Origin of the sequence: Amycolatopsis sp. lyj-109 (assembly GCF_046548995.1) — a bacterium.
GTDB lineage: Bacteria > Actinomycetota > Actinomycetes > Mycobacteriales > Pseudonocardiaceae > Amycolatopsis.
Genome location: NZ_JAJPWR010000024.1, coordinates 29473 through 52401, shown reverse-complemented (window position 1 = coordinate 52401; position 22929 = coordinate 29473). Strand labels below are relative to the sequence as shown.

The following is a 22929-nucleotide window of genomic DNA, read 5'->3' as shown; positions in this document are numbered from 1 at the left end:
ATGACCACCCCCGACCAGGCCGTGGTGCTCGTCGACCCTGACGAGCACCACGGCGGTACCGGCACGGCCCGGTTCGTGCTCACGAAGATCGTCGAAGCGCTGATCAGCATCGCGCTGGTGATCGTGCTGTTCTTCTTCCTCTTCCGGATGCTGCCCGGCGACCCGGTCGCCGCCATGACCCGCGACCACCCCACCAGCCCCCAGATGATCGCCGAGCTGCGCGAGAAGATGGGCGTCGACAAGCCCGTCTTCGTCCAGTTCGGGAACTACTTCTGGAACCTGCTGCACGGCGACCTCGGCGAGTCCCGGCTGCTCAACAACGGCCGCCCGGTCGCCGACATGATCGGCGAACGCCTCTGGCCGACCATCCTGCTCGTCGGCAGCGCCACCCTGCTCGCCGTCGTCCTCGGGCTCTGGCTGGGCATCCGCGCCGCCTGGCGCCGCGACAGCTTCTTCGACCGCTCCCAGACCGGGCTCGCCCTGACCCTCTGGTCGGTCCCGCAGTTCTGGCTCGGCCTGATGCTGCTCGTGGCGACGGGCGGCCTGTTCCCCAGCCGCGGCATGCACTCCCCGGACGCCGCCCCCGACGTCCTGTCCCAGACCCTCGACGTCCTGCACCACCTGGTGCTGCCGTGCGTGACGCTGCTGGCGGTGTTCTACGCCCAGTACATGCTGATCATGCGGTCGTCGCTGCTGGGGGAGATGAACGCCGACTACCTCACCACCGCCCGCGCCAAGGGGCTGCGCGACGACCTCGTCCGCCGCCGCCACGCCGTCCCCAATGCCCTGCTGCCGACCACCACGCTGGTGTTCATGCAGTTCGGCTCGGTGCTGGCCGGCGCGGTCACCGTCGAGGCCGTGTTCAGCTGGCCCGGCCTCGGCCAGCTGACCTACGACGCCCTGCACGGGCCGGACCTGCCGGTGCTCCAAGGCGTGTTCACCGTGCTGGCGGGCGCGGTGGTGCTGATGAACCTGCTCGCGGAACTGCTCTACCGCGTGCTCGACCCGAGGGTGCGTACCTCATGACCACCGCCGAGACACCGCGGCAGATCGCCTGGAGCCGCCGCCGCGCGTCGCTGGCCAGGACCTGGCGCGAGTTCGCCGGCCAGCGCGCCGCGCTCGCCGGGCTCGTCCTGCTCGGCGCCACCGTGTTCGTCGCCCTGCTGCTGCCGCTGATCAGCGACGAGAGCGGCCTCGACGTCACCAAGGCCACCGGGGCACCGCTGTCCCCGCCGAACGCCGACTTCTGGCTCGGTACCGACAACTTCGGCCGCTCGGTGCTGCTGATGACCGTCTGGGGCACCCGGATCTCCCTGCTCGTCGGGTTCTCCGCCGCGCTGCTGTCGGTGGTCATCGGCACCTTGATCGGCATCACGGCCGCCCACTTCGGCGGCTGGGTGTCGGCGACGCTGCTGCGGTTCACCGACTTCTTCCTGGTCCTGCCCTCGCTGATCCTCGCGATCGCGCTCTCGGCGGTGCTGCCCAAGGGCGTCGGCACGATCATCATCGCCATCGGCCTCACCGCCTGGCCCAGCACCGCCCGGCTCGTCCGCGCCCAGACGCTGACCATCGAAAGCCGCCCCTACATCGAGCGCGCCCACGCCCTCGGCGGCGGCCACCTGCACATCATCGGCCGGCACGTCCTGCCCGGCGTGATGCCGCTGGTGCTGGCCAACACCACCCTCGTCGTCGGCAACGCCGTCATCGCCGACGCGACCCTGTCGTTCCTCGGCGTCGGCGACCCCAACTCCATCACCTGGGGCCTGGTGCTGGAGAACGCGCTCAACAACGGCGCCATCAGCCGCGGCGCCTGGTGGAACGTGCTCCCGCCGGGCATCGCCATCGTCCTCGTCGTCCTCTTCTTCACCCTGGTCGGCCGGGGGCTGGAGACCGTGTTCAACCCGAGGTTGAAGAAGTGACCACCCCGCTGCTGCAGCTCCAGGACCTGAACGTCACCTACGCGGTGGGGGACACCGCCGTCCCCGCCGTCCGCGGCGTCGGCCTCACCCTCGACCCCGGCGGCACCCTCGGCGTCGCCGGCGAATCCGGCTCGGGCAAGTCCACCGTCGCGATGAGCGTGCTGCGGCTCCTGCCCCGCACGGCGAAGATCACCGGCGAGATCCTCCTCGACGGCCAGGACGTCACCACCATGAAGTGGGGACGGCTGCGCGCGGTCCGCTGGGCCGAGGCGTCGGTGGTGTTCCAGGGCGCCATGCACGCGCTCAACCCCGTCCGCAAGATCGGCGAGCAGATCGCCGAACCGCTGCGCCTGCACCCGCCGTCCGGGAAAGCCCTCACCGACGCGCAGGTCGACGCCCGCGTCGCCGACCTGCTCACCCAGGTCGACCTGCCCCCGAGCCGCGCCGGCGCCTACCCGCACGAGCTGTCCGGCGGACAGAAGCAGCGCGTCATGATCGCCATGGCCCTGGCCTGCTCACCCCGGCTGATCATCGCCGACGAGCCGACCACCGCCCTCGACGTCATCGTCCAGGCCCAGGTCCTCGCCCTGCTCACCAAGCTGGTCGCCGACCAGCGCATCGGGCTGATCATGATCAGCCACGACCTGTCCGTGCTCGCCGCCACCTGCGATCGCATCGCCGTGATGTACGACGGGCAGATCGTCGAGGAAGGCCCCAGCGCCGAGGTGATGGGCTCGCCTCGCCACGAGCACACGCGAGCGCTGGCCGCGGCGTTCCCCACCGTCGGCGACCCGGTCTCGCGCTTCGCCCCGGCCACCAGCAATCCGCTGCCGCCCGAACCCCCGGAGCGGGTGGCGGGGGAGCCGCTGCTGGCCGCGGAGAACCTGCGTGTGTCCTTCCGCGACCGCACCGGCAGGCGCATCGACGCCGTCGCCGGGGTCGACCTCACGGTGTCCCGCGACGAGATCGTCGCACTGGTCGGCCAGTCCGGCTCCGGCAAGACCACCCTCGCCCGGACGCTGCTCGGCCTGCAGAAACCCGACTCCGGCGTGGTCCGCTACGCGGGAAAGCCGGTGCCCGCCGGCGGCGCCGGGCTCAAGGCCTACCGCCGTCAGGTCCAGCTCGTCCTGCAGGACCCGACGAGTGCGCTCAACCCGGCCCACACCGTGTACGAGGCCGTGGCCGAGGGCCCGCGGATCCACAAACTCGCCGACGAACGCGCCGTCGTCCACCGGGCGCTGGAGGCCGCCGAGCTACGGCCCGCCGGGAAGTACGCCGACCGGCTCCCGCACCAGCTCTCCGGCGGCCAGCGCCAGCGCGTCGTCATCGCCGGGGCACTGGCGCTCGAACCGTCGATGGTGGTCGCCGACGAACCGGTCGCCTCGCTCGACGCCTCGGTGCGGGGCGAGATCCTCGCGCTGCTGCTGCGGCTGCGGCGCGAACTCGGCCTCGCCGCCCTGGTGATCACCCACGACCTGGGCCTGGCCTGGAACATCGCCGACCGCGTCGCCGTGATGTACCGCGGCAAGCTCGTCGAAACCGGGACCGTCGAACAGGTCCTGCTCGACCCGCAGCACGAGTACACGAAGTCCCTGCTGGCCGCCCTGCCCGGCGGCACCGCCCAGCGCCGCACCGTCGAAACCTGACCCTCGCCCACAGCGGTCTGCCGCGGCTGGTCGTGAGTGGTAAGTAGGGTTAGAACCCTACTTACCACTCACGACCGCGGGGCGGGGCCCGAAAACCGGCACTGCGGGAACCCCGCACGAGCGCAGTGTGTAATCTCCGAACGGAAATGGCGACCACCACCGACCCCGCACAGACGCCCTCGACCGGACTGGCCGAGCGGCTCCGCGTGCCCTCCCGATTCCCGTACCGCACGATCGCGATGGGCACCGTCGGCAGCACCCTGCTGATGCTCGCGGCGTTCGGCGCCGGCGGCATCCTGATCAACGATCCCGTGCTCGGCCACGGCCCGCTCTCGTGGATCCGCTACGGCCACGGGCGCATGCTCGCCAACGCCGTCCTCTACACCGGCTTCGGCCTCGTCGTCTGGGCCTGGGTCCGGCTCGGCCGCTACGTGCTGCTCGGCCGCGTCGGCAGCCGCCCCGTCCTGGTCGCTGCCGGGTGCTGGATGGCGCCGCTGCTCATCTCGCCGCCGCTGTTCACCCGCGACGTCTTCTCCTACCTCGGCCAGGGCGCCCAGCTGCTCTACGGGCTCGACCCGTACGCCAACGGCCCGGCCGAGCTCGACGTGCTGCCGAACGTCGTGCAGAACGTCCACCCGCTCTGGCAGACCACCCCGGCCCCGTACGGGCCGCTGTTCCTGCTGATCTCCAAGGGCGTGGTCGCCACCACCGGCGACAACATGATTCTCGGCGTCATCCTGATGCGCGTCGTGCTGCTGGTGGGCCTGGCCGGGACGCTGTGGGCGCTCCCGCGGCTGGTCAAGCACCTCGGCGGCAAGCTCCCGGTCGCGCTGTGGCTCGCGGTGGCCAGCCCGATGATGGTCATCCACCTCTTCGGCGGCCCGCACAACGACCTGATGATGCTCGCGTTCCTCACCATCGGCGTCCTCGCCGCCCTGGAACGCAAGCACGTGCTCGCGGTCGTCCTGGTCACGATCGGCATGCTGATCAAGCCCACCGCGGCGATCGCGCTGCCGTTCATCGTCTGGATGTGGGCCAACCACCTCACGGGCGAGTCGAAGGTCCGCAACTTCCTGCGCGCCGGCGCGGCCTCGGTGGGCCTGTTCCTGCCGGTGTTCGTCGCGGGGACGTGGATTTCGCTGGGCTCGCTCAACCTGGGCTGGTGGTCCGGCCTCAAAGCGCCCCAGCTCATCGCCAACTGGCTCAACATCCCGACCGGCATCGGCGAGGTGTTCTACAACCTGGTCCACCTGATCGTGGACGTCCAGGTCTCACCGTTCGTGACGGTCGCCCGCGCGGCGGGCATGCTCCTGCTGATCGCCATCGGCGTCCGCCAGTGGTGGCTCGCCCGCGGTGGCGGCACCGAGGCGGTCTACCGCGCCGGCATCTCGCTCCTGGCCGTGGCGATCCTCATGCCGCCGACCCTGCCGTGGTACTTGACCTGGGGCTTCGTGCTCCTGTCGGCGTTCAAGTGGCAGCCTCGCCACCTGGCGCTGGTGGTGGCGGTATCGGTGTTCGTGACGCTCGTGTACTACCCGACGGGCGAGCAGGCCCTGTACGACTGGTGGTTCATCGCCGGGGTCGTGCTGGCCAGCCTCTACTCCGCGGCCTCCCTGCTGCGCCCGGACCCGCTGGGCATCATCGACGCCTGGCGCCGCCCGGAGAAGTTCCTCCGCGGCTGACCCAGTTCGTGAAGGCCACCTTGAGGAACTTGAAGTTCCTCAAGGTGGCCTTCACGAACTGCTAGCCGGAGCCGGACCAGCCGCTCCACGTGTGCACGTCGGTGAGTACCACCGCGTGCTCCGGCGGCCGTGCCGCGTACTGCTCGTACTTCGCCACCAGCCACTCCGCCGGTCCGGCGTGCGCGGGCAGCACCCGCGCGACGCCATCCGCGCGGGCCCACCACAGCTCCGACCAGTCCTCGGAATAGCCGTCGGCCAGGAAGCACACCGCCGGGTTCTCCGCGATGTTGCGGAGCCGGCGCAGCGCGGTCGTCGACTTCGGTTTGTGGTCCACCGCGAACACCACCGAGTCGTCGTGCACCGCGAACGTCACCGGTACCAGGTGCGGCACGCCGTCCGCCGACACCGTCGCCAGCCGGGCCACCCGCGCGGCGGCGAACCGCGCGCGGGCCTCCGGCGACGAGAGCTTCACGTCAGCGCGGGGGAGGCGAACGTCAACGTCCCCAGGTCCGCGTCGAGCGTCACCGGCACCCCCAGCGGCAACGTCGGCGACGACGCCACATGCCCGAACCCGAACTCCTCCACCAGCGGCACCCCGAGCGGCACCAGCCGGTCCACCAGCAACGCACGCACCTCCGGCAGGGGCCCGCACGCCGCCCACGAACCCAGCACGATCCCGCGGACCCCGGCGAACCAGCCGCTGCGCAGCAGCTGCGTCAGCATCCGGTCCAGCCGGTACACGCTCTCCGTCACGTCCTCCAGCAGCACGATCGCGTCCCGCGCCGAGCCGTGCTCCGGCGTCCCGATCCCGGCCGCCAGCAGCGACAGGTTCCCGCCCGTCAACGTCCCCGACGCCCGGCCGGGCACCAGCGCCGACCCGCCGCGGACCACCACGGTGCGCTCCGGCTCGAACAGCGACCGCCGCAGGTGCTCATGAGCGAAGTCGTCGAACAGCACGCTCGCCGGCATCGGGGAGAACATTGTGGACAGTCCCAGGTGGACGTCCACCGCCCGGTGCAACGCCGTGATGTCCGACGATCCGGCCAGTACCTTCGGGCCCGCCGCGCGCAGGGCCGCCCAGTCCACCAGGTCCAGCATCCGCTGCACGCCGTACCCGCCCCGCGCCGCCAGCACGCACCGCACCCCGGGGTCCAGCCACGCCTCGGTGAACTCCGCCGCCCGCGCCGCGTCCGGAGCCGACAGGTACGGCGGCGACCCCGGCTCCGCGCGCACGCACGGCCCGACCCGCACCTCGACGCCCCAGCCGCGCAGCACCGGCAGCGCCTTCTCCAGCAGGTCCGCCGGCACCGGTCCGGCCGGCGCCACCAGGGCGAGGGTGTCCCCGGCCCGCAGCCGCGGCGGCCTCACCGGGACAGCTCCAGCCGCGCGACGCCCGGCGTCTCGAAGCCGAACACCTGGCCGTAGAACGACAATTCCGCCTCCAGTGCCGCCACGATCGTCGCCGCCTGCCGGAAGCCGTGCTGCTCGCCGTCGAACCGCTGGTAGGCGTACGGGATCCCGCGCCCGGCCAGCCGCGCCACGAACCGGTCGGCCTGCTCCGGCGGGCAGATCCGGTCATCCAGGCCCTGCTGGAACAGCACCGGCCCGGCCAGCCCGCCGACGTTCGCCAGCGGCGAACGCGCCACGTACCGCTGCCGCGCCTGGGGCAGGGGCCCGACCAGCCCGTCGAGGTACCGTGACTCGAAGTCGTGCGTGTCGCCCTCGGTCCCGGTCCACCCGGCCAGGTCCAGCACCGGGTACATCACCGTGCCGGCCCGGTAGGTCTTCGTCGTCGTCAGCGACGCGGCCGCGGTGAACCCGCCCGCGCTGCCGCCGCGGATCCCCAGCCGGTCGCCGTCGGCCAGCCCGGCCGCCACCAGCGCCTCGGCCACCGCGACGCAGTCGGCGACGTCCACCACGCCCCACTGCTCCCGCAGCCGTTCCCGGTAGGCCCGCCCGAACCCGGTCGACCCGCCGTAGTTCACCGCCGCCACGCCGATGCCGCGGCTGGTGAAGTACGCGATGTCCAGGTCCAGCTCGGCGAAGTGCTGCCCGGTCGGGCCGCCGTGGACGTGCACCAGCAGCGGCGGCCGCTCACCGTCGGGCGCCGCGAAGTCCGGGTTCCGCGGCGGGTAGTAGACCACCGGCACGGTCTCGCCGTCCGCCGTGCTGAACACCCGCTCCTGCGGCACCGGCAGGAACGCCGAGGGCAGCTCCGGCTGCGGCGTCAGGTCCGTCACCACGCCCTCGAAAGAAACCCGCACCACGGCGGACTCCCGGGCCGGCCCACCCGCCACGCCGGCGACCGTGTCGCCGCACACCGCGAAGCCCGTCGAAGACCAGGCGGTCAGCTCGCCGGCCACCGGCGCCACGGTGCCGTCGGCCTCGTCGAGCACCGCCAGCCGGCCCGAGGACAGCACCGCGTGCCGCCCGCCGCCCAGCGGCGCGAACCACTGCGACCCCACCTTCCACAGCGGCCCGCCGAGCTCCTGCTCGACCGGCGCGAGGTTCGCCACCGACCCGTCCAGGCCGACCCGGTGCAGGTTCCACCAGCCCTCGGGGTCCGCCAGCGCCAGCAGCGTCGCCGGCGTCTCCCACTCGACCTGGCACACCGACACGTCGGCGCCGCCGGCCAGCACCCGATGCGGCCCGAACGCGCCATCCTCGTCGACGGGAGCCACGCACAGCTCGGTGCCGTCCCACGGCATCAGCGGGTGGTCCCAGCCGAACCAGGCCGCGTGGCGGCCGTCCGGCGACAGCTTCGGCACGGTCAGGAACCGGTGGCTCGCGGCCAGCACCCGCTCGCCGCCGCCGTCCACCGCGATCGCCACGAGTTCCCGCTCGATGTCGGTGGGACGCGGCCCGGTGCTGCGCTCCCGGACGGCCCACACCTCGCCCGGCCGCCCGGCCCGCAGGTCGCCGTAGCGGACGCTCTGCGGCTGCGCGGGGGACGGCGTGAGCGCCACCACGCCGATTTCGCTCTGCGCGTACACGCGCTGATCCGCCCAGTGCGTGAACACCACGACCCCGTCGGCCACCGCCCACGGCCGGCCGCCGTACTCGTGCAGCCGGTTGCGGACGTTCCACGGCGCCGGCAGCACGTCCTCCGTGCCGCCCGGCACCGCCCGGACCAGCGAGACCCGGCCCTGCTCACCGGGTCTCGCCTCGGCCCACCACACCTCGCCGGAGACGACGTCGAGCCACTGCGGGCCGCCACCGGCGGCGGCCACCTCGGCGGCGGTGATGGGCGATGACCAGGTTCCGTACGGGGAGATCCGAGACACCCCCCGAGGCTAGCGGCCCGCGAAGGGTGGGGCGGCGGATGCCGATCATGCGCCGGTGGCCTAGGGTCGTCAGTGCTATGTCTCGCGTAATCCACGTCTTCCGCCAGCCGGATCGGTTCGTCGCCGGCACCGTCGGCGAGCCCGGCGATCGCACGTTCTACCTCCAAGCTTCGGAGGACGTGCGCACCATCAGCGTCACCATCGAAAAACAGCAGGTCGTCGTCCTCGCGGAGCGCCTCAGCTCGCTGCTGGAGGAGGTCGCCAGCCGGTTCGGTGCCGACGTCCCCGACGACGCTCCCGAGGACCTCGTCGACCTCGACCCCCTCACCGTGCCGGTCGAGGAGGAGTTCCGCGTCGGCACCATGGGCCTCGGCTGGGACGCCGACAGCAGCGCGGTCGTCATCGAGCTGCTCGCCATCACCGAGGGCGAGGTCGACGAAACGGTCGTGCTCGACGACACCGAGGAGGGCCCGGACGCCGTCCGCGTCTTCCTCAGCCCGGCCGCCGCCCGCGCCTTCGCCGAGCGGGCCGACCGCGTCGTCAACGCCGGCCGCAAGCCGTGCCCGCTGTGCGCGGAGCCGCTCGACCCGACCGGGCACATCTGCCCACGGCAGAACGGCTACCGGCGCGAGACCGACGCGGACGAAGACTGACCATGACGCCCGACGCGGCCGATCCCGCCTCCCGCGAACTCGTCACCCACGGCCGCATCGACGTCGAAGGCCGGCTGGTCGACGCCTCCAACGTCACGCTCTTCTGCGCCATCGAGCTCGACGGCGTCACCGGCCGGGTCGTGTACAAGCCGGTGTCGGGGGAGCGGCCGCTGTGGGACTTCCCCGACGGCACCCTGGCCGGGCGCGAGGTCGCGACCGCGATCATCGCCGACGCCGCCGGTGTCGGCGCGATCCCGCCGACCGTGCTGCGCGACGGGCCGTTCGGCCCCGGCATGGTCCAGCTGTGGATCGAAACCACCGAGGACGATCTGGTGGAAGTCCTGCCGCCCGACGACGTTCCCGACGGCTGGCGCCCGGTGCTGCACGCCCAGGACCGGCTCGGCGAGCCCGCGGTGCTGGCCCACGCCGACCACCCCGGCCTGCGCGATCTGGCCGTGCTCGACATCGTCGTCAACAACACCGACCGCAAGGGCGGCCACCTCCTCCCCGGCGTCGACGGCCGCGTCTACGGCGTCGACCACGGCATCTGCCTGCACACCGACCCCAAGCTGCGGACCGTGCTGTGGGGCTGGATCGGCGAGCCGCTGCCGCCGGACACCGTCGAGAAGCTGCGGAAGCTGCGCTCGGAGATCGACGGCGGCCTCGGCAAGACCCTCGCCGAGCACATCACCAAGTTCGAGATCCGGGCGCTGGCCGCCCGCGCCGACGTGCTGCTCGCCGAGGGCATCTTCCCGGCACCGGGCGACGAGTGGCGGGCCATCCCGTGGCCGCTGTTCTGACGGCCGCTGTTCTGACGGACGCTGTTCTGACGGACGCTGTTTGATGGACGCTGTTCTGATCGACGACCCGGCCCGCGCGCGGCTCGTCGACCGGTTCGGCGCGGAACTGGCCGAGCCGTGGTGCGACGCCCTCCCCGGCCTGGTCGCCCGCCTGACCGCGAAGTGGCGGCTGACCGTCCGCGAAGCCCGGCCCGGCAACACCGGCCGCACCCTGCTGTGCACCGGCCCCGGCGGCGGCCTGCGGGTCCTCAAACTGACCCCGGACCCGGAAGTCGCCCGGCTGGAGTTCACCGGGCTGAGCGCCTGGGCCGGCTGCTCCCGCGTCGTCCAGGTGCTCGACGCCGACCTCGACGCCAACGCCATCCTGCTGGAAGGACTGGTCCCGGGTACCGAGCTGTCCGGTCGCGACGTGCCGTGGGCCGAGATCGGCGAGCTGCTCGACCAGCTGCACTCCGTGGAACCACGCGGCGAGTTCCGGCGGCTGGCCGAGGGCATCGAGTTCATCTTCACCCTCTCCGAACGCCGTCGCCGCGAATCCCCCGCCGCCGGGCACCTGAGCGCCGAGGTCCTGGCCAAGGGGCGGGAACGTGCGCTGGCGCTGGCCGCCGGCGGGCCGGTCACGCTCATCCACGGCGACCTGCACCCGGCCAACGTCCTCGACGCCGGCCCCGGACGCGGTGCGGTGGCCATCGACCCACGCCCCGGTCTCGGTGACCCGTCCCTCGACGCCATCGACTTCGTCTACGTCCCGATGGCGGCCGGCGGGACCCTCGACGACGGCATCGCCGCGCTCGCTCCGCACGTGACGGATTTCGACGCCGAGCGCGTCCGGGCCTGGTGCGTCGCGATGGCGCCGCTGATCGCGCTGCCGTCGTTGCGCCGCGGCGAGCGGACGCCGTTCACCGATGCGGTCCTGGAGTTGGCGCGCTGACCGGCGTGGCATGACCCGCCTGGGCGCTCGCGGCCACTAGGTTCCCAGGTCGTGCGCTCCCATTCCTATGACGACGTGCTCGCCGGCCCGCGCCGCAAGAAGGTGCCGGAGGTGCCCGCCGAACCCGGCCTCGTGGTCGAGGACCCGGCCGGCGGTTTCTGCGGCGCGGTGGTGAAGATCGAGTACGGGAACGTCGTGCTCGAAGACGCCAAGGGCCGCCGGCGCGTCTTCCCGCTCACCCCCGCCGGGTTCCTCCTCGAAGGCAAGCTGGTCACGCTCGTGCCGTACCGGGCCCCGGCGACGGCGCCGGCCCGCCGGGTCTCGGCGTCCGGTTCGGTTCGCGTCGAAGGCCTGAAGGCCCGCGTCGCCCGCGACTCGCGCATCTGGGTCGAAGGCAAGCACGACGCCGAGCTCGTCGAACGCGTCTGGGGCCACGACCTGCGCGTCGAAGGCGTCGTCGTCGAGCCGCTCGACGGCGTCGACGTGCTCGCCGACCGGATCGCCGAGTTCGGCACCGGGCCCGGCCGCCGCCTGGGCGTCCTGGTCGACCACCTCGTGCCCGGCAGCAAGGAAACCCGGCTCGTCGAGGCCGTCCGCGACGAGAACGTGCTGGTCACCGGCCACCCCTACATCGACGTCTGGGAAGCCGTGCGGCCCGAAGCCGTCGGGATCGAGGCCTGGCCGAAGATCCCCCGCGGGACCGAGTGGAAGCAGGGCATCTGCGACGCGCTCGGCTGGGGGCAACCTTTCGAAGGCTGGCAGCGTGTCCTGAGCGGGGTGAGCAGTTTCCGTGACCTCGAGACCCCGCTCATCGGGGCCGTGGAACGGCTCATCGATTTCGTCACCGAGCCGACGGAAGAGGGCTGAATGTCCGAATTGTCCAAGGTTACGCGAAGGTCACGTCCCGTCACCGCGCCGGTGCGAACCGGCGCGATCTGAGAGCATGAAGCCATGTCTTGGGCACTGGTCTGGTTGATCGTCGGGATCGCCCTGGTGATCGCCGAAGTCGTCTCCGGCGACTTCGTGCTGGTCATGCTGGGGGTCGCCGCGCTGTTCGGCGCCGGTGCCGAGGTCCTCACCGGGAACCTGGTCATCGACGTCGCCGTGTTCGCCGTCGCCTCTGTCGGGATGCTCCTGCTGGTCCGCCCCGCACTCAAGCGGCGCCTGCTCTCCGGCCCGGCCCACCACACCGGCATCGACGCACTGATCGGCGCCCGCGCGGTTGTCGTGTCCACAGTGGACTCCGAGACGGGTCAGGTGAAGCTGGCCGGCGACGTCTGGTCGGCGCGCAGCATGTCGGCGCACCTCCCGCCCATCGCGCCCGGCACCTCGGTCACGGTCGTCGAGATCTCCGGCGCCACCGCCGTCGTGTCGGACGAACCGTGAGCCTCGGACTCGTCATCGTCGGCGAGGGCCACGCCGCGGTGCTCGAACGTGGCGGGCAGTTCCGCGCCGTGCTCGGCCCCGGCCGCCACTTCGTGCTCCCGTTCGCCGACCGGGTCCGCGCCCGCGTCGACCTCCGTGACCAGATCCTCTCGGCCCCGCCGCGCCCGGTCGAAGCCGGCGACGGGCACGAAGTCCTGATCGGCTTCGAGGTCGTCTTCGCGATCACCGACCCGCGCCTGGCCACCTACGAAATCTCCGCCCCGGCGCTCGCGATCGAGCAGCTGGCCCGCACCGCGCTGCGGCAGGAAGCCGGCCTGACCACGGCCGAGCGCGCCGTCACCGCGCCCGGGGACCTGCACCGTACAGTGTGGACGGTCCTGCACGACACCACCGGCCGCTGGGGCATCACCACCAAGGAACTGCAGCTCGCGGTGAGCCCGCCCGCTGCACCCGGAACGCCGTCAACCGCGCAAGAATGGTACTAGGTAAGGGGAAATTCTCTTGACCGGATTTGTGATCGGCCTGGTCATCGCCTTGGCCTTGCTCGTGATCATCACGATCGCCAAGGCGGTCATGGTGGTGCCGCAGGCGCAGTCGGCCGTGATCGAGCGGCTCGGCCGGTTCCGCACGGTCGCCTCGCCCGGCCTCAACATCCTCGTGCCGTTCCTGGACAAGGTGCGCGCCCGGATCGACCTGCGCGAGCAGGTCGTCTCGTTCCCACCCCAGCCGGTGATCACCGAGGACAACCTGACGGTGTCGATCGACACGGTCGTGTACTTCCAGGTCACCGACTCGCGCGCCGCGGTGTACGAGATCTCCAACTACATCGTCGGTGTCGAGCAGCTGGCCACCACCACGCTCCGCAACGTGGTCGGTGGCATGAGCCTCGAGCAGACCCTGACCTCCCGCGACTCCATCAACACCCAGCTGCGCGGGGTGCTCGACGAGGCAACCGGCCGGTGGGGCATCCGCGTGGGCCGCGTCGAGCTGAAGGCGATCGACCCGCCGCCCTCCATCCAGGACTCGATGGAGAAGCAGATGCGCGCGGACCGCGAGAAGCGCGCCATGATCCTCACCGCGGAAGGTCAGCGGGAGTCCGCGATCAAGACCGCGGAAGGCCAGAAGCAGAGCCAGATCCTCTCCGCCGAAGGTGCGCGCCAGGCGACCATCCTCGCCGCCGAGGCCGAGCGGCAGTCCCGCATCCTGCGGGCCCAGGGTGAGCGGGCCGCGCGCTACCTGCAGGCGCAGGGCCAGGCGAAGGCGATCGAGAAGGTGTTCGCCGCGATCAAGGCCGGCCGCCCGACCCCGGAGGTGCTGGCCTACCAGTACCTGCAGACGCTGCCGCAGATGGCCCAGGGCGACGCGAACAAGGTCTGGATGATCCCCAGCGACTACGGCAAGGCCCTCGAAGGCTTCGCCCGCGCGCTCGGTGCCCCGGGCGACGACGGCGTGTTCCGCTACGAGCCGCCGAAGGACGACGACGTCCCGGCCAGGCCCGACCTCGACGACGAAGAGGTCGCCGATTGGTTCGAGACCAAGAGCGACCCGAAGGTCGCCGAGGCCGTCGCGGCCGCGGAAGCGGTGGCGCGCAAGGAGGTCCCGGCGATCGGGGTGCCGGCGTCGCCGCCCGCGCGGCCGTCGATCCCGCGCCCGGCCCAGCAGCAGGCCGAGCCCGACGAGGAACGCGGCACGGAGGTCACGCCCGCGCCGCAGCAGCCTCCGACGCCGCAGAGCGGCCAGCCCGCACTGCCGCAGCCGCAGGCGCCGGCCGGTCCGCCACCGGGTGGCCAGTACCAGGGCCCGCCGCCGCAGGCTCCGCCGCCGGGCCAGTTCGGCGGCCCGCAGCAGCAGAACCCGGGCACCGGCCCGTTCCCGCAGCAGCCCCCGTTCGGCGGCCCCCCGGGCGGCCCGCGCCGCTGACCCGAGCGCCCCAAGGCGGCCTTCGGTGCGTGAGACGCACCGAAGGCCGCCTTGGGTGCGTCAGACGCAACCAAGGCCACATTGGGGCGCTTCAGGCTCGGCGGTAGACGGTGACGTCGTCGATGTCGGCCTTGGAGCGGTCCTTCAGGAAGATCACGCACAAGATGGAGACCACCGCGGCCAGGACGATGTAGCCGGAGATCGCGTACGGCGTCCCGGTCTTGTGCAGCAGCCACGTCGCCAGCAGCGGCGCCGGCCCGCCCGCGAACACCGACGCCAGCTGGTAGCCCAGGCCCGCGCCGCCGTAGCGCAGGTGCGTCGGGAAGCTTTCGCCGATCAACGCCGCCTGCGGGCCGTACTGGAGGGCGTGCGGGACGAAGGAGACGACGACCGCGACGAACACCAGCGCGTGGCTGCCGTGCGCCAGGATCGTGAAGTACGGGAAGGCGATCAGCCCGGTCAGCACCGCCCCGCACAGGTAGACCCGTTTGCGGCCGAAGGTGTCCGACAGCGCCGAGAAGAGCGGGATCAGTGCCAGCTCGCACGCCGCCCCGACGAGGACCGCGTTGAGCACGAAGGTCTTGCTGAACTCGTGCCGTGACACGACGTAGATCAGCACGTAGCTGGTGAACAGGTAGAACGGCATCTGCTCGCTGAACCGGACCCCGGCGGAGAGCAGGATCTCCCGCCAGTGGTGCCGGATCGCGTCGAGCACCGGTGTCCGCGCGGTCTGCCGGTTCTCGACCAGTTTCGCGAACATCGGCGTCTCGAGGATCTTCAGCCGGATCACCAGCCCGACCGCGACGAGCACCAGGCTGAGCAGGAACGGGATCCGCCAGCCCCACGAGTCGAAGGCCTCGGGGGAGAGCGTCGCCGACAGCAGCGTCATCCCGCCGGTGCCCAGCACCAGCCCGACCGGGACGCCGATCTGCGCGAAACTGCCGAGCAGCCCGCGTCTGCGCTGGTCGCCCCATTCCATGGCGAGCAGCACCGAGCCGCTCCACTCGCCGCCGATCGCGATGCCCTGCACCAGCCGCAGCAGCACCAGGATCACCGGGGCGGCGATACCGATCGCCGACGTCCCGGGCAGCATCCCGACCACGCCGGACGAGATGCCCATCAGCAGCAGCGTGACGATCAGCGTCGCCTTCCGGCCGATCCGGTCGCCCCAGTGCCCGAAGATGGCGGCCCCGACCGGCCGGGCGGCGAACCCGACCGCGTAGGTGGCGAAGGACTGCATGGCGCCGGCGTAGGCGCTCGAAGCGGGGAAGAACAGGTGCGGGAAGACCAAGGCCGCCGCGGTGTTGTAGAGGAAGAAGTCGTACCACTCGATGGTCGTGCCGACGGCGCTCGCCAGCGCCGCCCGCCGTACTTGCACTTTGCGCTCCGGCGCCACCTGGTGAGTGACGCCACTGTCTCCCAGAACCATCTCGCAACACCTCCGGTGACCGATGTCACACGACAGTGTGACGCTTGGGAACGATTTCGGCGATGGATGACCGGTTTCTCGTCCAGTCGGTGACCGGGCACCGGAGGTGGTGCGGGACTCAAGTGGCGATGGTGGCCACCGGCTCCACGCCGTAGGTCTGTGCGTAGCCGTTCTCGAGGCCCACCAGCAGGTCCACGACCTCGAAGTAGCGGTCCCAGAACGGGGTTTCCCGCAGCGCGTCGATCAGCAGCCGGTAGGCGTCGTGGTCGTCGGCCTCCCAGACCCAGACGTCGGTGACCCGCGCCGAGTAGAACTCCGTGTCGTAGAAGCGGGAGCGGACGCCCTGGGAGCGGGCTTCGATCACCGGAACGATCTCGGTCTCGAACGCGTGGATCCGTTCGGCGACGGTCAACGCCAGCCACTCGGGCGTGGTCTTGACCAGCATGAACGCGGTGACGATCGGCTCAGCGGGCATCGGCTGCCTCCGGGACGGCGAGAACGGCGGGCTTGAGGGTCGTGGCGCACCACCGCGCGAATTCGGTGCCCGCCGACGCTGAGCGGGCGACTCCGGCGTCCAGGCCTTCGTCCTTGGCGCGTTTCATGGCGACCATGCCCTCGACGAACGCGGCATCGAGGCCGTAGCCGAGCAACGTGGCCCGCAGCTCCTCGAGTGACTCGCGGTGGTAGCGGACCGGCCGGCCCAGCTCCTCGGTCATGATGCGGGCCAGGTCGTCCGGTGACAGGTCCTGCGGGCCGAGCACCGGAACGCTGGCGGCGCCGGTCCAAGAGCGGTCCAGCAGCAACCCGGCGGCCGTCGCGGCGATGTCGGCGACGGCCACCAGCGGGGCCTTCCGGTCCGCGGCGACGGTGTCGGTGAAGACGCCGTGCGCCCGGATCGAGCCGGCCTCCTCCAGCAGGTTTTCGAAGAAGGACGGGCAGGCCAGCGCGCGGTAGGCGACGCCGGAGCCGGCGATCAGGTCGTCCACGGCCAGTGAAGCGGTGACCAGCCCGGCCCGGGCGGCCAGTGGGGTACCGCGGCCGAGCGCCGAGACGCCGACGACGTGGCCGACACCCAGTTCGGCGAACGCCCGCGCCGCGGGGCGGGTGAAGCCGAGGTAGGCCTGCTCGGGCGGGACCGAGCCGTCCGGCGGCACCAGCCAGAACACGGCGTCGGCCCCGGCGAAGGCGCGCTCGGCGGTCGCGGCGTCGCCGTGGGAGCCGGTGACCACCTCGACCCGGTCCCGTACGGACTCGGGGAGCCGGGCCGGATCGCGGACCACGACCCGGAGCTCCTCGCCGGCTTCGAGCAGCAAAGACAGCAGGCGCCCGCCGATCTGGCCGGTGGGCGCGGTGATGACGATCATGGAAACCTCGCGGTCTGAGTCGGATCGGAATGACCCCTCGATCGTGCGGATCCGCACCGCATTGCCACAATGGGAACTTCAGCAAGCAATCATTGCCCGAAACGGAACAACGCTGGTGAGCGGTCCTCTGCCGAACCTCGACGCCAACCTCGCCGTCGCCCTCGACGCCCTGTTGACCGAGCAGAGCGTCACCCGGGCCGCGGAGCGGCTGCGCACTTCGCCCGCGGCGATGAGCCGCACCCTGGCCCGGCTGCGCCGGGTGCTCCAGGATCCGTTGCTGGTGCGGGCCGGGCAGGTGATGGTGCCGACGCCCCGGGCCGAAGCGTTGCGAGACGAAGCCGCCGCGGTGGTCCGCGGGCTGGCAGCCCTGCTGACCGCGGGCGGCGGGATCGACCCGGCCGCCTTGCGGCGCACCATCACCGTCCAGGCCGCGGACGTGGTCGGCGCGGCGGTCGTGCCCGGGCTGCTCGAACTGGCCCGCCGCCAAGCGCCGGGCGTTTCGCTCCGGGTGCTGGCCGAGGAGTGGGAGGCGGGCCCCGCACTGCGCGAAGGCCGGATCGACCTGGAGATCGGGAACATCGGCCACGTCGACCCGGAGACCCGGGTCGAGGAGCTGATCACGCTGCGGATGGCGGCCGGCGTCCGCGCCGGGCACCCGCTGACCGAAGGCACCCTGACGCCCGCCAGGCTGGCCGCGGCGGAGCACGTGGCGGTCAGCCGCCGAGGCCGCTTCACCGGCCCGTTGGACGCGGCCTTGGCCGAACACGGGCTCACCCGCCGGGTCGGCGCCGTCCTGCCCGGGCACCTGGCGGCGATGGCGCTGGCCGCCGCCGGTGACGTGGTCTGCCTGGTCCCGGCCGCCTTGCCGGGTGAATCTCGCTCGCCACTCGGCGACGTGGCGCAGGCGCTGGGCCTGCGCCTGCTGGACATCCCGCTGCCACTGCCACCCCTGAAGATCGGCATGGCCTGGCACCCGCGCCACGCCGCCGACGGCGGCCACCGGTGGCTGCGGGACGCCGTGCGCCGGGTGCTCCGCCCCGAACCGCCCGCCGAAAAACTTGCCGACTGAGCAACTTTGCAGATTCGGCATCTTTCGCTATGGTGGCCTCATGGACACCGACCGCGCCGGCCTGCGTGAGCGCAAGAAGCGGGAAACGCGCATCGCGCTGAGCTGGGCGGCGATCCGGCTGACCGTCGAACGCGGCTTCGACCACGTCCGGATCGAAGACATCGCCGCCGAAGCCGGGGTGTCCACCCGGACCTTCAGCAACTACTTCGGCAGCAAGGGCGAAGCCATCGTCGCCCGGCACCACGACCGGGCCTGCGCCATCGCCGCCGCGCTGCGGGACCGGCCGGCCGGTGAACCGATCTGGGAGGCCATCACCCATGCCGCGCTCGACGGGTTCGCGCTCGGCGAACCCGTGCCCAGCGGGCAGGCCGCCGACGAGAGCTGGGTCGAAGGGCTGCGGCTGATGGTCGCCGAACCTGCCCTGCAAGGCGAGTTCCAGAAGGCCGGCGCGGCCGCCGAAGCCGAGTTCGCGCTCGCCGTCGCCGAACGCACCGGCACCGATGTAAACCGGGACGTCTACCCGCGGCTCGTCGCGGGCGTCGTCGGTGCCGCGGTCAACGTCGTCACCCAGCAGTGGCTGGTCGCCGATCCGCGGCCGTCCCTCGAAGACGTCCTGCGGGACGTCTTCGGCCGGCTCGCCGCCGGCCTGCCCGAACCCCGCTAGACCACTCATCCGAAAACGCGCCCGCACGCCGGGCTGCTTCGCCATGCTCAAAAACAAGGAGTTCCGCCATGGAAGACGTCGTCATCGCCGGAGCCGGCCCCAACGGCCTCATGCTCGCTTGCGAACTCGCCCTCGCCGGCGTCCGGCCGCTGGTCCTGGAACAGCTGCCCGAACCCACCACCGAGAATCGCGCCAACGGCCTCGTCGGGCAGGTCGTCCGCCTCCTCGACCGCCGCGGCTTGCACGAGCGGCTCGCCGGCCCGATCGCGCCGCCCGCGCCGGCGTTCGTCTTCGGCGCGATGCGCCTGGACCTCACCCTCGCCGAGCGCAATCCGATGAACGTCCTCGGCGTACCCCAGCGCCGCGTCGCCGCGATGCTCGAGGAACGCGCCACCGAACTGGGCGTGCAGATCCGGCGCGGCCATGAGCTCACCGGCCTGACACAGGACGCCGACGCGGTCGCCCTCGACGTCGCCGGGCCCGATGGCCCGTACCGGCTCGATGCCCGATACCTCGTCGGCGCGGACGGCGGCCGCAGCGTCACCCGCAAGCTCGCCGGGATCGGCTTCCCGGGCGTCACCGAGGACCGCACCCTGTCCCACACCGCGAACGCCACTGTGCCCGCGGAGTTCGCCGACCCGGAATCGGGCGGCCTGCGGGTACCGGGCCACGGCGTCATCCCGCCGTTCTTCCACTACCGCACCGAAACCGGCCTGTTCATCTACGCCCCGTTCCCCACCGGCACCGGAGTCAGCACCATTGAGTGGACCGACCCGCAGCAGAACGTCGACGAGCCGCCGATGACCCTCGGCGACCTGCGCGCGAGCGTCCGGCGCGTCCTCGGCTTCGACCTGCCGCTCGGCGAGCCCGAGGGCGACGGCCCGCACCTGCTGCGACGGCTGCGCGGGCGCAACACCCGGCTCGCCGAGAAATTCCGCGACGGACGGGTCCTGCTGGTCGGCGACGCCGCCCACGTCCACTCCGCGATCGGCGGCCCCGGCCTGAACCTCGGCCTGCAGGACGCCGCCGGTCTCGGCTGGAAGCTCGCCGCCACACTGCGCGGCTGGGCGCCGGCCGGCCTGCTCGACACCTACGAGAGCGAACGCCGCCCGGTCGCCGAGCGCGTCGTCATGCACACCCAGGCCCAGTCCGCGCTCATCAACCCGGGCCGGGACGTCACCGCGCTGCGCGAACTGTTCGGCGAACTCCTCCGGCTGCCCGGCACCGTGCAGCACATCGCGGACCTGTTGTCCGGCGCCGACGTCCGGTACGAGCCGGGCACCGACCACCCGCTCGACGGCCGCTGGGCCCCCGACCTCGTGCTGGCCGACGGCACCCGGCTCGCCGAGCTGACCGCGACGGCCCGGCCGCTGTTGCTGGACTTCACCGGCACGCTCGGCGACGAGCTGAATGGCTGGACCGACCGGGTCGACCTCGTCCCCGGCCACGCGGAGGGTGACGCGACCGCGCTGCTCATCCGGCCCGACGGGTACGTCGCCTGGGCGACCGGCTCGGCGGAGCCGGACGACACGGAACGCAAGACCCTGCGCGCGGCCCTCGAACGATGGTTCGGCCACCCGCTTGACGCGTAGGAGATATCCTACGTATTGTCGGCTGCATGACGATCACCCACGTGCAGTTCCTGACCCTGCCGGTCGCCGACCACGCCCGCGCGCGGGACTTCTACGTCGGCAAGCTCGGGTTCGACGCCCTCGTCGACCGCCGCACGCCCGAAGGCGGCCGGTTCGTGCTGGTCGCGCCGAAGGGGGCGAAGACCGGGGTGGTGCTGACCGACCAGCAGGTCACCGGCGTCGAACCGGGACCGCGGCACTTCCAGCTGCAGACCACCGACGTCGACGCCGAGGTCGCCGCGCTGCGGGCGGCCGGGGTCGAGGTCGCCGAGCCGGAGGCGCAACCGTGGGGCCGGGCGACGTCGTTCAAGGACGTCGACGGTCACACGATCGGCCTGCTCGAGCCGTCGGGCTTCGGCGCCGTGCCCCGCTGATGCCGGTCAACGACGACGTCTTCGCCGCGCTCGCCAGCCCGGCGCGGCGCGAGGTGCTGCGGTTGCTGCTCGACGGCCCGATGGCCGCCGGCGCGATCGCGGAACGGTTCGAGATGGCCCGGCCCAGCCTTTCGGAACACCTCCGGGTGCTTCGCGAGGCGGGCCTGGTCACCGAACAGCGCCAGGGCCGCAACCGTCTCTATCGTCTCGACGCGGCCCCGCTCGAAGAAGTCGCGGACTGGCTCACCCCGTACGAGCGCTTCTGGCGCACCAAGCTCGCCAACCTGCGCGACCTGCTGGACGAAGAGGAAGACCTGTGACCGAGGACGACCCCACCGCGATCCACGTCGACCAGTTCCTCGCCCACCCGGCCCGCAAGGTGTGGCGCGCACTGACCGAGCCGGCCCTGCTGGAACGCTGGATCAGCATGCCCAACGACATCAAACCCGTGGTGGGGCACCGGTTCGAGCTGCTGGCCGAGCCGGTGCCCGCGGCCGGGTTCGCCGGCGGCCCGGTGGCGTGCGAGGTGCTGGAAGTCGAGCCCGAGCGCAAGCTCAGCATCCGCTGGGGTCCGCAGTGGACGGTGACCTGGCGGCTGGTACCGGAGGGCACCGGCACCCGGCTGTTCCTCAGCCACGAAGGGTTCGACCCGGACGACGAGTTCCAGCGCGTCTCCCGCCGGATCATGGGTGGCGGCTGGCGCTCGCACGTGCCGCGGGCCTTGGCCCGGTTGCTGGACTCGCTGCCCGATCAGGCCCCGTTACCATCGGCTGGTGACCCCCGCCGCGGCTGACCCCGCCGAGTCGAAACCGCTGCGCGCCGACGCCCGGCGCAACCGGGCGCGCGTCCTGGAGGCGGCCGAGAGCGTGTTCGCCGCCAAGGGCACCGGGGCGCCCACCGAGGAGGTCGCCCGCGTCGCCGGCGTCGGCATCGGCACGGTGTTCCGGCACTTCCCGACGAAGGAGGCGCTGCTCGAAGCGGTGCTCTTCGCGCGGCTGAGCCGGTTCGTCGACGAGGCCGAGACGGCGGTGGCCGCGGAGTCCGCCGAACCGGGGCGCGCGTTCTTCACATTCCTCACCAGCTGGGTCGAGATGTCGAGCGCGAAGAACGCCTACTTCGAGGCGCTCACCGCGGCCGGGGTCACGGTGCCGGTGGCGAAGTCCGACATCGGCGCGCGGCTGCTGACGGCCCTCGGCGTGCTGCTGTCGCGCGCGCAGGCGGCGGGCGCGGTCCGGGCCGACCTCGTCGTCGGCGAGCTGGTCCCGGTGATCATCGGCGTCGCGCGGGCCGCCGAGTACGCGGGCCCGGACGCAACCGTGCGCGACCGAGCCGTGGCCATCCTCTTCGACGGCCTCCGCCCGTCAGCGGGGGACCGGCGCTGAGTCCATCGGCGCCAGCGTCGGGCGTTTCGCGGCCAAGGTGTCCCCGGAAGATTCGCCCTTCACCCGCCGCCGCACCCACGGCAGCGCGTGTTCCCGCGCCCACTGCAGGTTCTGGCTCCGGCGCTCGGCCGGGCTCAGCACCGCACGCGGCGCCGGTTCCGGGTTGACCAGCGGATGCTCCACACCGAGGACCCGCAGCACCTCGATGGCGACCTCGGTGTGCCCGAGCGCGTTGAGGTGCAGGCGGTCCGGCGCCCAGAGCCGGCGGTCGCACAGCTGCCGCATCGACCACAGGTCCACCAGCAGCGCGTCGTGGCGGGCCGCGATGCCGCGCACGAGCTCGTTGTAGATGGCCACCCGGCCGCGGATCGCGCGGAACAGCGGGTCCTCGACGCCGTCGACCCCGGTGAACAGCACCAGCCGGGCGCCGGTCGCGCGGATCTTCGCGGCCGCGGCCTCGTAGCCGACCATCAGCGCGTCGATGTCGACCTTGGGCCGCATCAGGTCGTTGCCACCGGCGTAGAGGGTGACGAGGTCGGGTTCCATGGCCAGCGCGGGCTCGAGCTGCTCGCCCAGGATCTGCGGCATCAGCTTGCCGCGGACGGCGAGGTTGGCGTACCGAAAGTCCGGTTCGCGGGCGGCGAGCTGCTCGGCGACGCGGTCGGCCCAGCCGCGCACGCCGTTCGGGGCGGCGGGATCGTCGTCACCGACGCCTTCAGTGAACGAGTCCCCCAGGGTCACTAAGCGCTTGCTCATGTGTCCAGTGTAGGCAGAGCCGAGCCGTGTGGTGCGCGC

Annotated in this window: 25 protein-coding genes; 18 read left to right on the top strand and 7 right to left on the bottom strand. The window is 72.2% G+C overall.

What is annotated here, in order from left to right; translation table 11 throughout:
• The 4 genes from ACLJQF_RS38425 to mptB all read left to right on the top strand — a co-directional run bounded on the left by ACLJQF_RS38425 (position 1) and on the right by mptB (position 5247).
• Positions 1 to 1026 carry an ABC transporter permease gene (locus ACLJQF_RS38425; protein WP_410615201.1) on the top strand — a complete coding sequence of 342 codons (1026 nt, stop codon included), beginning with the start codon at positions 1 to 3 and terminating at the stop codon, positions 1024 to 1026.
• On the top strand, positions 1023 to 1919 hold the full coding sequence (locus ACLJQF_RS38420) for an ABC transporter permease (protein WP_410615200.1): 897 nt from the start codon (positions 1023 to 1025) through the stop codon (positions 1917 to 1919). Before ACLJQF_RS38425 ends, ACLJQF_RS38420 begins: the two co-directional genes overlap by 4 nt.
• The gene (locus tag ACLJQF_RS38415; protein ID WP_410615199.1) at positions 1916 to 3565 is read left to right on the top strand and encodes a dipeptide ABC transporter ATP-binding protein; all 1650 of its coding nucleotides are present in this window, start codon (positions 1916 to 1918) and stop codon (positions 3563 to 3565) included. The genes ACLJQF_RS38420 and ACLJQF_RS38415 overlap by 4 nt, the downstream gene beginning before the upstream one ends.
• A gap of 146 nt (positions 3566 to 3711) precedes the next feature.
• On the top strand, positions 3712 to 5247 hold the full coding sequence (gene mptB, locus ACLJQF_RS38410; RefSeq protein ID WP_410615198.1) for a polyprenol phosphomannose-dependent alpha 1,6 mannosyltransferase MptB: 1536 nt from the start codon (positions 3712 to 3714) through the stop codon (positions 5245 to 5247).
• 61 nt (positions 5248 to 5308) lie between these two features.
• Here the strand turns inward: mptB and ACLJQF_RS38405 are convergent, their stop codons facing one another.
• The 3 genes from ACLJQF_RS38405 to ACLJQF_RS38395 are packed head-to-tail and all read right to left on the bottom strand — an operon-like array spanning position 5309 to position 8531.
• Positions 5309 to 5719 (bottom strand): TIGR03668 family PPOX class F420-dependent oxidoreductase, encoded by a 411-nt coding sequence (locus tag ACLJQF_RS38405; protein ID WP_410615197.1) that lies wholly within the window; start codon positions 5717 to 5719, stop codon positions 5309 to 5311.
• Complete coding sequence (locus tag ACLJQF_RS38400; protein ID WP_410615196.1) at positions 5716 to 6615, bottom strand: LD-carboxypeptidase; 900 nt, start codon at positions 6613 to 6615, stop codon at positions 5716 to 5718. Before ACLJQF_RS38400 ends, ACLJQF_RS38405 begins: the two co-directional genes overlap by 4 nt.
• Positions 6612 to 8531, bottom strand: a complete 1920-nt coding sequence (locus ACLJQF_RS38395; protein ID WP_410615195.1) for an alpha/beta hydrolase family protein — start codon at positions 8529 to 8531, stop codon at positions 6612 to 6614. The genes ACLJQF_RS38400 and ACLJQF_RS38395 overlap by 4 nt, the downstream gene beginning before the upstream one ends.
• 77 nt (positions 8532 to 8608) lie before the next feature.
• Between ACLJQF_RS38395 and ACLJQF_RS38390 the strand changes: the two genes are divergently transcribed.
• The 7 genes from ACLJQF_RS38390 (at position 8609) to ACLJQF_RS38360 (ending at position 14221) form a co-directional block, all read left to right on the top strand.
• On the top strand, positions 8609 to 9184 hold the full coding sequence (locus tag ACLJQF_RS38390) for a DUF3090 domain-containing protein (RefSeq protein ID WP_410615194.1): 576 nt from the start codon (positions 8609 to 8611) through the stop codon (positions 9182 to 9184).
• A 2-nt stretch (positions 9185 to 9186) separates the two neighbouring features.
• The gene (locus ACLJQF_RS38385; RefSeq protein WP_410615193.1) at positions 9187 to 9984 is read left to right on the top strand and encodes an SCO1664 family protein; all 798 of its coding nucleotides are present in this window, start codon (positions 9187 to 9189) and stop codon (positions 9982 to 9984) included.
• A 43-nt stretch (positions 9985 to 10027) separates the two neighbouring features.
• Positions 10028 to 10915, top strand: coding sequence for a phosphotransferase (locus ACLJQF_RS38380; RefSeq protein ID WP_410615192.1), 888 nt, complete (start codon positions 10028 to 10030; stop codon positions 10913 to 10915).
• A 51-nt stretch (positions 10916 to 10966) separates the two neighbouring features.
• Positions 10967 to 11782: a DUF3097 domain-containing protein gene (locus ACLJQF_RS38375; RefSeq protein ID WP_410615191.1), complete on the top strand. Its 816-nt coding sequence runs from the start codon at positions 10967 to 10969 to the stop codon at positions 11780 to 11782.
• An 84-nt stretch (positions 11783 to 11866) separates the two neighbouring features.
• Positions 11867 to 12301 carry an NfeD family protein gene (locus ACLJQF_RS38370; RefSeq protein ID WP_103339344.1) on the top strand — a complete coding sequence of 145 codons (435 nt, stop codon included), beginning with the start codon at positions 11867 to 11869 and terminating at the stop codon, positions 12299 to 12301.
• Positions 12298 to 12786 (top strand): SPFH domain-containing protein, encoded by a 489-nt coding sequence (locus ACLJQF_RS38365; protein ID WP_410615190.1) that lies wholly within the window; start codon positions 12298 to 12300, stop codon positions 12784 to 12786. The genes ACLJQF_RS38370 and ACLJQF_RS38365 overlap by 4 nt, the downstream gene beginning before the upstream one ends.
• An 88-nt stretch (positions 12787 to 12874) precedes the next feature.
• The gene (locus ACLJQF_RS38360) at positions 12875 to 14221 is read left to right on the top strand and encodes an SPFH domain-containing protein (RefSeq protein ID WP_410615265.1); all 1347 of its coding nucleotides are present in this window, start codon (positions 12875 to 12877) and stop codon (positions 14219 to 14221) included.
• Between the two features lie 91 nt (positions 14222 to 14312).
• Here the strand turns inward: ACLJQF_RS38360 and ACLJQF_RS38355 are convergent, their stop codons facing one another.
• From ACLJQF_RS38355 to ACLJQF_RS38345, 3 genes are all read right to left on the bottom strand, one after another.
• Entirely contained in the window at positions 14313 to 15650 is a 1338-nt protein-coding gene (locus ACLJQF_RS38355) for an MFS transporter (RefSeq protein ID WP_410615189.1), read from the bottom strand.
• Between the two features lie 118 nt (positions 15651 to 15768).
• Positions 15769 to 16125, bottom strand: a complete 357-nt coding sequence (locus ACLJQF_RS38350) for a darcynin family protein (RefSeq protein ID WP_410615188.1) — start codon at positions 16123 to 16125, stop codon at positions 15769 to 15771.
• A complete protein-coding gene (locus tag ACLJQF_RS38345) occupies positions 16115 to 17014 on the bottom strand; it encodes an NAD(P)H-binding protein (RefSeq protein WP_410615187.1) in 900 nt (299 codons plus the stop codon). The genes ACLJQF_RS38350 and ACLJQF_RS38345 overlap by 11 nt, the downstream gene beginning before the upstream one ends.
• A 115-nt stretch (positions 17015 to 17129) precedes the next feature.
• On the opposite strand from ACLJQF_RS38345, the gene ACLJQF_RS38340 reads away from it, so the two are divergent.
• From ACLJQF_RS38340 to ACLJQF_RS38310, 7 genes are all read left to right on the top strand, one after another.
• Positions 17130 to 18083: a LysR substrate-binding domain-containing protein gene (locus tag ACLJQF_RS38340; RefSeq protein ID WP_410615186.1), complete on the top strand. Its 954-nt coding sequence runs from the start codon at positions 17130 to 17132 to the stop codon at positions 18081 to 18083.
• Between the two features lie 40 nt (positions 18084 to 18123).
• Positions 18124 to 18747, top strand: coding sequence for a TetR family transcriptional regulator (locus ACLJQF_RS38335; protein ID WP_410615185.1), 624 nt, complete (start codon positions 18124 to 18126; stop codon positions 18745 to 18747).
• Between the two features lie 68 nt (positions 18748 to 18815).
• Positions 18816 to 20339, top strand: coding sequence for an FAD-dependent monooxygenase (locus ACLJQF_RS38330; protein ID WP_410615184.1), 1524 nt, complete (start codon positions 18816 to 18818; stop codon positions 20337 to 20339).
• Positions 20340 to 20365: 26 nt separating this feature from the next.
• Positions 20366 to 20752, top strand: coding sequence for a VOC family protein (locus ACLJQF_RS38325; RefSeq protein ID WP_410615183.1), 387 nt, complete (start codon positions 20366 to 20368; stop codon positions 20750 to 20752).
• Complete coding sequence (locus tag ACLJQF_RS38320) at positions 20752 to 21072, top strand: metalloregulator ArsR/SmtB family transcription factor (protein ID WP_410615182.1); 321 nt, start codon at positions 20752 to 20754, stop codon at positions 21070 to 21072. The genes ACLJQF_RS38325 and ACLJQF_RS38320 overlap by 1 nt, the downstream gene beginning before the upstream one ends.
• Positions 21069 to 21545 carry an SRPBCC family protein gene (locus ACLJQF_RS38315; RefSeq protein ID WP_410615181.1) on the top strand — a complete coding sequence of 159 codons (477 nt, stop codon included), beginning with the start codon at positions 21069 to 21071 and terminating at the stop codon, positions 21543 to 21545. The genes ACLJQF_RS38320 and ACLJQF_RS38315 overlap by 4 nt, the downstream gene beginning before the upstream one ends.
• Positions 21526 to 22134, top strand: a complete 609-nt coding sequence (locus tag ACLJQF_RS38310; protein ID WP_410615180.1) for a TetR/AcrR family transcriptional regulator — start codon at positions 21526 to 21528, stop codon at positions 22132 to 22134. The genes ACLJQF_RS38315 and ACLJQF_RS38310 overlap by 20 nt, the downstream gene beginning before the upstream one ends.
• Here the strand turns inward: ACLJQF_RS38310 and ACLJQF_RS38305 are convergent.
• Positions 22114 to 22890: an SGNH/GDSL hydrolase family protein gene (locus ACLJQF_RS38305; RefSeq protein ID WP_410615179.1), complete on the bottom strand. Its 777-nt coding sequence runs from the start codon at positions 22888 to 22890 to the stop codon at positions 22114 to 22116. The two genes, ACLJQF_RS38310 and ACLJQF_RS38305, sit on opposite strands and share 21 nt — an antisense overlap.
• Positions 22891 to 22929 lie beyond the last annotated feature (39 nt).

Excerpts from the sequence above, each read along its gene's own strand:
- ACLJQF_RS38425 (WP_410615201.1), top strand. The coding sequence starts at position 1 with ATGACCACCCCCGACCAGGCCGTGGTGCTCGTCGACCCTGACGAGCAC.
- ACLJQF_RS38420 (WP_410615200.1), top strand. The coding sequence starts at position 1,023 with ATGACCACCGCCGAGACACCGCGGCAGATCGCCTGGAGCCGCCGCCGC.
- mptB (WP_410615198.1), top strand. The coding sequence starts at position 3,712 with ATGGCGACCACCACCGACCCCGCACAGACGCCCTCGACCGGACTGGCC.
- ACLJQF_RS38390 (WP_410615194.1), top strand. The coding sequence starts at position 8,609 with ATGTCTCGCGTAATCCACGTCTTCCGCCAGCCGGATCGGTTCGTCGCC.
- ACLJQF_RS38385 (WP_410615193.1), top strand. The coding sequence starts at position 9,187 with ATGACGCCCGACGCGGCCGATCCCGCCTCCCGCGAACTCGTCACCCAC.
- ACLJQF_RS38380 (WP_410615192.1), top strand. The coding sequence starts at position 10,028 with ATGGACGCTGTTCTGATCGACGACCCGGCCCGCGCGCGGCTCGTCGAC.
- ACLJQF_RS38370 (WP_103339344.1), top strand. The coding sequence starts at position 11,867 with ATGTCTTGGGCACTGGTCTGGTTGATCGTCGGGATCGCCCTGGTGATC.
- ACLJQF_RS38360 (WP_410615265.1), top strand. The coding sequence starts at position 12,875 with ATGGTGGTGCCGCAGGCGCAGTCGGCCGTGATCGAGCGGCTCGGCCGG.
- ACLJQF_RS38355 (WP_410615189.1), bottom strand. The coding sequence starts at position 15,650 with ATGGTTCTGGGAGACAGTGGCGTCACTCACCAGGTGGCGCCGGAGCGC.
- ACLJQF_RS38350 (WP_410615188.1), bottom strand. The coding sequence starts at position 16,125 with ATGCCCGCTGAGCCGATCGTCACCGCGTTCATGCTGGTCAAGACCACG.
- ACLJQF_RS38345 (WP_410615187.1), bottom strand. The coding sequence starts at position 17,014 with ATGATCGTCATCACCGCGCCCACCGGCCAGATCGGCGGGCGCCTGCTG.
- ACLJQF_RS38335 (WP_410615185.1), top strand. The coding sequence starts at position 18,124 with ATGGACACCGACCGCGCCGGCCTGCGTGAGCGCAAGAAGCGGGAAACG.
- ACLJQF_RS38330 (WP_410615184.1), top strand. The coding sequence starts at position 18,816 with ATGGAAGACGTCGTCATCGCCGGAGCCGGCCCCAACGGCCTCATGCTC.
- ACLJQF_RS38325 (WP_410615183.1), top strand. The coding sequence starts at position 20,366 with ATGACGATCACCCACGTGCAGTTCCTGACCCTGCCGGTCGCCGACCAC.
- ACLJQF_RS38320 (WP_410615182.1), top strand. The coding sequence starts at position 20,752 with ATGCCGGTCAACGACGACGTCTTCGCCGCGCTCGCCAGCCCGGCGCGG.
- ACLJQF_RS38305 (WP_410615179.1), bottom strand. The coding sequence starts at position 22,890 with ATGAGCAAGCGCTTAGTGACCCTGGGGGACTCGTTCACTGAAGGCGTC.